We start from the raw sequence: 5,050 nt of genomic DNA on the forward strand, positions 1-5,050 counted from the left end.
GTGTTGGTGACGCTCGCCGGATGCACCTGGAGGCGGGCGGTCGCGCTCGACATGGGCAGGCGCCCCTCCCGGGTGAAGCCGAGGAGCCGCAGCATCTCGTAGCGCGCGAAGCTCAGGCCGAAGGGCCGCAGCGCCCGCTCGATCCGACCGATCATGAGCTGCTGCGCGCGCATCACGCTGGTCACCGCCGCCATGCCGGCGGCGGCGTCCGCCCACCCGTGGGCGCACCACTGCCGGTGCGCCTCGGCGATCGGGTCGACCGGGAGCGGCCGGCGTCGGGCCATCGTCGTCACGTCCTCGCTCACACGTCAGTTGGGGTTCCGAAAAGATGGTTGGACGTCATAGTATCGGCCCAGGCCGACCCGACGGAGGGAGTGCCGCATGACCGGGACCGTCGACCTGTCGATGACGGAGGAGCAGGTCGCCCTCGTCGCGGCGGTCCGTGACTTCGCCGCGAGCGCACTGGCGCCCTACGCGAACGAGCGGGACGCGCAGAAGCACTTCCCGCTCGAGGCCCTCCGCGCCGCGGGGGAGATGGGCCTGGGGGCCGTGTACGTCCGGGAGGACGTCGGCGGCTCGGGGCTGACCCGCCGCGACGCCGTCGCACTCTTCGAGGAGCTCGGGCACGGCGACACGACGTTGGCCGCCTACATCTCCATCCACAACATGGTCGCCTGGATGATCGACCAGTACGGCGGTGCGGAGCAGCGGGCGCGCTGGCTGCCGCGGCTCGCGACGATGGAGGACCTCGGGGCCTACTGCCTCACCGAACCCGGTGTCGGGTCCGACGCCGCCGCGCTGACCACCTCCGCCCGTCGGGACGGGGAGGAGTACGTCCTCACCGGGACCAAGCAGTTCATCTCCGGGGCCGGCAGCGCGGCCGTCCACGTCGTCATGGCCCGCACCGGTGGTCCGGGGCCGGACGGCATCAGCGCGATCGTCGTGCCCGCGGGTGCGGCCGGCCTGAGCTTCGGCCCGCTCGAGCGGAAGATGGGCTGGAACGCCCAGCCCACCCGGCAGGTGGTGCTCGACGAGGTCCGCGTGCCCGTGTCCAACCGGCTCGGTGAGGCGGGCGCCGGCTTCACCATCGCGATGAAGGCCCTCAACAGCGGCCGTGCCAACATCGCCGCCGTCTCGGTCGGCGGGGCCCGCTGGGCGCTGGAGCGGGCGGCACGCTACGTCCAGGAGCGGGAGGCCTTCGCTGCGCCGCTGGCCACGCACCAGAGCGTCGTCTTCCGGCTCGCCGACATGGAGACCGAGCTCCACGCGGCCCGGCTCCTCGTCCGACGAGCGGCCGAGCGGATCGACGCCGGCGCCCCCGACGAGGCGGTCGCGTGTGCGATGGCCAAGCGTTTCGCCACCGACACCGCCTTCGACGTCGCCAACGCCGCGTTGCAGCTCCACGGTGGCTACGGCTACCTGCACGAGTACGGCGTCGAACGGGTCGTCCGGGACCTGCGGGTGCACCAGATCCTCGAAGGGACGAACGAGATCATGCGGCTCATCATCGGGCGCGACGTACTCCGCCGGGCGAGGCGACGGGTATGAGCGGCACCGGGCGACCCGTGCTCCTGGAGCGCCGGGGTCGGCTGGGCGTCATCGCGCTCAACCGGCCGCGGGCGATCAACGCGCTCACCCACGAGATGGTCCGGCTCGTCCTGCGGGCGCTGGACGAGTGGGAGGGCGACGCCACGGTCCACACCGTGGCCGTCACCGGGGCCGGCGAGCGCGGCCTGTGCGCCGGCGGCGACGTCGTCGCACTGTACGAGGCCGCCGTCCGCGGACCGCTCGAGCCGGCAGTGGAGTTCTGGGCCGAGGAGTACACGATGAACGCGAGGATCGCGGCGTACCCCAAACCGGTCGTCGCCGTCCAGGACGGGCTCGTGCTCGGGGGCGGCATCGGCATCTCCTCCCACGCGTCCCACCGCGTCCTGACCGAGCGCTCCCGGCTCGGCTTCCCCGAGGTCACCATCGGATTCGTCCCCGACGTCGGTGGGACCTGGCTCCTGTCGCGGGCGCCCGGGGAGCTCGGGACCCGGCTGGCGCTGACCGGGGCGTCCGTCGGGGCCGCCGACGCAATCCACGTCGGGCTCGCCGACCACCTCGTCCCGTCCCGGTCCGTGCCCGAGCTCCTCGCGCGGCTGGAGACGGCGGACCCCGACCCGGTGGTCGCCGCGTTGGCGCAGGACCCCGGCCCTGCCCCGCTCGCGACCGAGCGGGAGCTCACCGACCACGCGTTCGCCGCGGACAGCGTCGTCGCGATCCTCGCCGCGCTCGACGCCGACGGCGGACCGACCGCCCGCGAGCTCGCCACGACCATCCGGGCGAAGTCGCCCACCGCGCTCAGCGTCACCCTCGCCGCACTCCGCCGCGCGCGCGGCCTCGGTTCGCTCGAGGAGGCGCTGGCCCAGGAGTTCCGGGTCTCGACCCGGCACCTGACCGCCCCCGACTTCGTCGAGGGCATCCGGGCGCAGCTCGTCGACAAGGACCGCACACCGCGATGGCGCCCGGCGAGGCCCGAGGAGGTCCCGCCGTCACTGGTCGAGGAGTTCTTCCGCCCGCCGGCGTGGGGAGAGCTCGGCTCCGTCCGGGTCACGTCGAAGGAGACATCATGACGACCGTCGGGTTCATCGGGCTGGGGCACATGGGCGGGCCGATGGCCAGGAACCTGCGTGCTGCCGGGCACGAGGTCCGCGCCTTCGACCTGGCCCCGGGCGCCCGCGACGCGGCACGGGCCGCGGGCATCACGGTCGTCGGCTCCGCCGCAGAGGCCGCGACGGGTGCGCAGGTGGTCCTCACCATGCTGCCGGCCGGGCACGACGTCATCGCCGTCTACCGCGGGACGGGCGCGACTCCCGGCGCGCTCGCCGCCGCGAGCCCGGGGACCCTGTTCGTCGACAGCTCGACGATCGCCGTCGCGGAGGCGCACGAGGCGCACGCGCTCGCCGTGGCGGCCGGTCACCGGTTCCTCGACGCCCCGGTCTCCGGCGGCGTCGTCGGTGCGGAGCGCGGGACGCTCGCGTTCATGGTGGGCGGCGAGGCCGACGACGTCGCCCGGGCCACCCCCCTTGCTCGAGGCCATGGGCAGCCGTGTCGTCCACTGCGGCGGCCCAGGGCTGGGGCAGGCGGCCAAGGTGTGCAACAACATGATCCTCGGCGTCACCCAGATCGCCGTCGCCGAGGCGTTCGTCCTCGGGGAGCGGCTCGGGCTCTCGCACCAGACGCTCTTCGACGTCGCCTCCAACGCCACCGCCCAGTGCTGGGCGCTCACCGCGAACTGCCCCGTCCCCGGCCCGGTCCCCACAAGCCCGGCCAACCGCGACTACGAGCCCGGTTTCGCCGGTGCCCTCATGGCCAAGGACCTCGGCCTGGCCGAGCAGGCGATCGACCTCGTCGGCGTGGAGGCACGCATGGGCCGCCTCGCCCGGGAGATGTACCGGCAGTACGCCGAGGGCGAGGGCGCCCACCGCGACTTCTCCGGCATCATCCGGACCATCCGTGACGCCGGCACCCAGGAGGGGAAACGATGACCGACTACACGACCATCCTCGTCGAGCAGCGCGGACGGGTCGGGTGGATCACGATGAACCGCCCCGAGTCCCTCAACGCGCTGAGCGCGACGTCGGCGGTCGAGATCGTCGCGGCGGCGCAGGCCTTCGACGACGACCCCGGGGTCGGGGCGATCGTGCTCACCGGGTCGGAACGTGCCTTCGCGGCCGGCGCCGACATCAAGGAGATGGCGGACCGGCAGTACGTCGACATGGTCCTGGACGACATGTTCGCGCCGTGGGGGGACTTCACCCGGCTCCGCACGCCGGTCGTCGCCGCCGTCGCCGGATACGCCCTCGGGGGTGGCTGCGAGCTGGCGATGATGTGCGACATCATCCTCGCTGCCGACACGGCCAAGTTCGGACAGCCGGAGATCGACCTCGGGACCATCCCGGGCATCGGCGGCACCCAGCGGCTGCCCCGGGCCGTGGGTGCGTACAAGGCCGCCGAGCTCGTCCTCACCGGCCGGACGATGGACGCCGAGGAGGCCGAGCGTGCGGGTCTGGTCTCGCGCGTGGTCCCTGCCTCCGAGCTCCTCGCGGAGGCGATGCGGGTCGCCGAGACGATCGCCGCGAAGTCCCTGCCGGTCGTCTACGCCGCGAAGAACGCGCTCCGGGCGGCCCAGGAGACGTCCCTCGAGGAGGGGCTGCGGCTGGAGAAGCAGGCGTTCAACGCGACGTTCGCGCTCGCGGACCGGACCGAGGGGATGGCCGCGTTCCGGGAGAAGCGGCGGCCGAGGTTCACCCACCGCTGAGCGGCCGCCCCGCTCACCCTGCCCGACCCGACGGAGGAGAACCGATGAGGATCGTCGTCCTGGTCAAGGACGTCCCCGACACCTACGACGAGCGGAGGCTCGACCTCGAGACCGGGTACGCCGACCGGGAGGCCGGGCAGTCCGTGCTCGACGAGATCGACGAGCGGGCGCTGGAGCTCGCCCTCACCACCGCGGAGCGGCTCCCCGACGTCGAGGTCGCCGTCCTGACGATGGGGCCGCAGGCGGCACGCCCGACGGTGCGCAAGGCGCTCGCGACGGGGGCCGACTCGGCCGTCCACGTCGTCGACGACGCGCTCGCCGGCGCCGACCTCACGCTCACCGCGGAGGTCCTCGCCGCCGCCCTGCGGCACACCGGGTTCGACCTCGTCATCGCGGGGGACGCGTCCACGGACGGCGGCGGTGGGGCGGTCCCGGCGATGGTCGCCGAACACCTCGGCGTCCCGCACCTCACGGCACTGACGACGGCGCAGATCACCGCGGGCGCGGTCTCCGGCACCCGCGCCGTCACGGGTGGCGTCGCCCACGTCTCCGCCGACCTGCCCGCCGTCGTGTCGGTGACCGAGGCGTTCCCCGACGCCCGCCTGCCCAAGCTGCGCGGGATCATGGCGGCGAAGAAGAAGCCGTACCGCACGCTCGCCCCGACCGACCTCGGGGTGGACCCCGCGGGTGGCGACAGGGCGCGCTCGGTGGTCGTCTCCGTGGCCGAGCGACCGGCCCGTGCCGCCG

Annotated in this window: 4 protein-coding genes and 2 pseudogenes; 5 read left to right on the forward strand and 1 reads right to left on the reverse strand. The window is 73.8% G+C overall.

The genetic code is table 11. The features are described 5' to 3' along the window. A pseudogene (locus Q0195_RS03970) lies at nucleotides 1–284 on the reverse strand (MarR family transcriptional regulator); the annotation flags it as partial. Nucleotides 285–381: 97 nt separating this feature from the next. Here Q0195_RS03970 and Q0195_RS03975 point away from each other — a divergent pair. From Q0195_RS03975 to Q0195_RS03995, 5 genes and pseudogenes are all read left to right on the forward strand, one after another. Continuing rightward, complete coding sequence (locus Q0195_RS03975; RefSeq protein ID WP_299274870.1) at nucleotides 382–1,548, forward strand: acyl-CoA dehydrogenase family protein; 1,167 nt, start codon at nucleotides 382–384, stop codon at nucleotides 1,546–1,548. After that, a complete protein-coding gene (locus tag Q0195_RS03980) occupies nucleotides 1,545–2,615 on the forward strand; it encodes an enoyl-CoA hydratase/isomerase family protein (RefSeq protein WP_299274872.1) in 1,071 nt (356 codons plus the stop codon). Before Q0195_RS03975 ends, Q0195_RS03980 begins: the two co-directional genes overlap by 4 nt. Then, nucleotides 2,612–3,530, forward strand: a pseudogene (mmsB, locus tag Q0195_RS03985) (3-hydroxyisobutyrate dehydrogenase). The gene Q0195_RS03980 and the pseudogene mmsB overlap by 4 nt, the downstream one beginning before the upstream one ends. Beyond that, complete coding sequence (locus tag Q0195_RS03990) at nucleotides 3,527–4,303, forward strand: enoyl-CoA hydratase-related protein (protein WP_299274875.1); 777 nt, start codon at nucleotides 3,527–3,529, stop codon at nucleotides 4,301–4,303. The pseudogene mmsB and the gene Q0195_RS03990 overlap by 4 nt, the downstream one beginning before the upstream one ends. Nucleotides 4,304–4,347: 44 nt before the next feature. Further along, nucleotides 4,348–5,050, forward strand: a 703-nt coding sequence (locus Q0195_RS03995) for an electron transfer flavoprotein subunit beta/FixA family protein (protein WP_299274879.1), incomplete at its 3' end; no start/stop codon positions are given.

The organism is uncultured Georgenia sp. (genome assembly GCF_937958535.1).
GTDB lineage: Bacteria > Actinomycetota > Actinomycetes > Actinomycetales > Actinomycetaceae > Oceanitalea.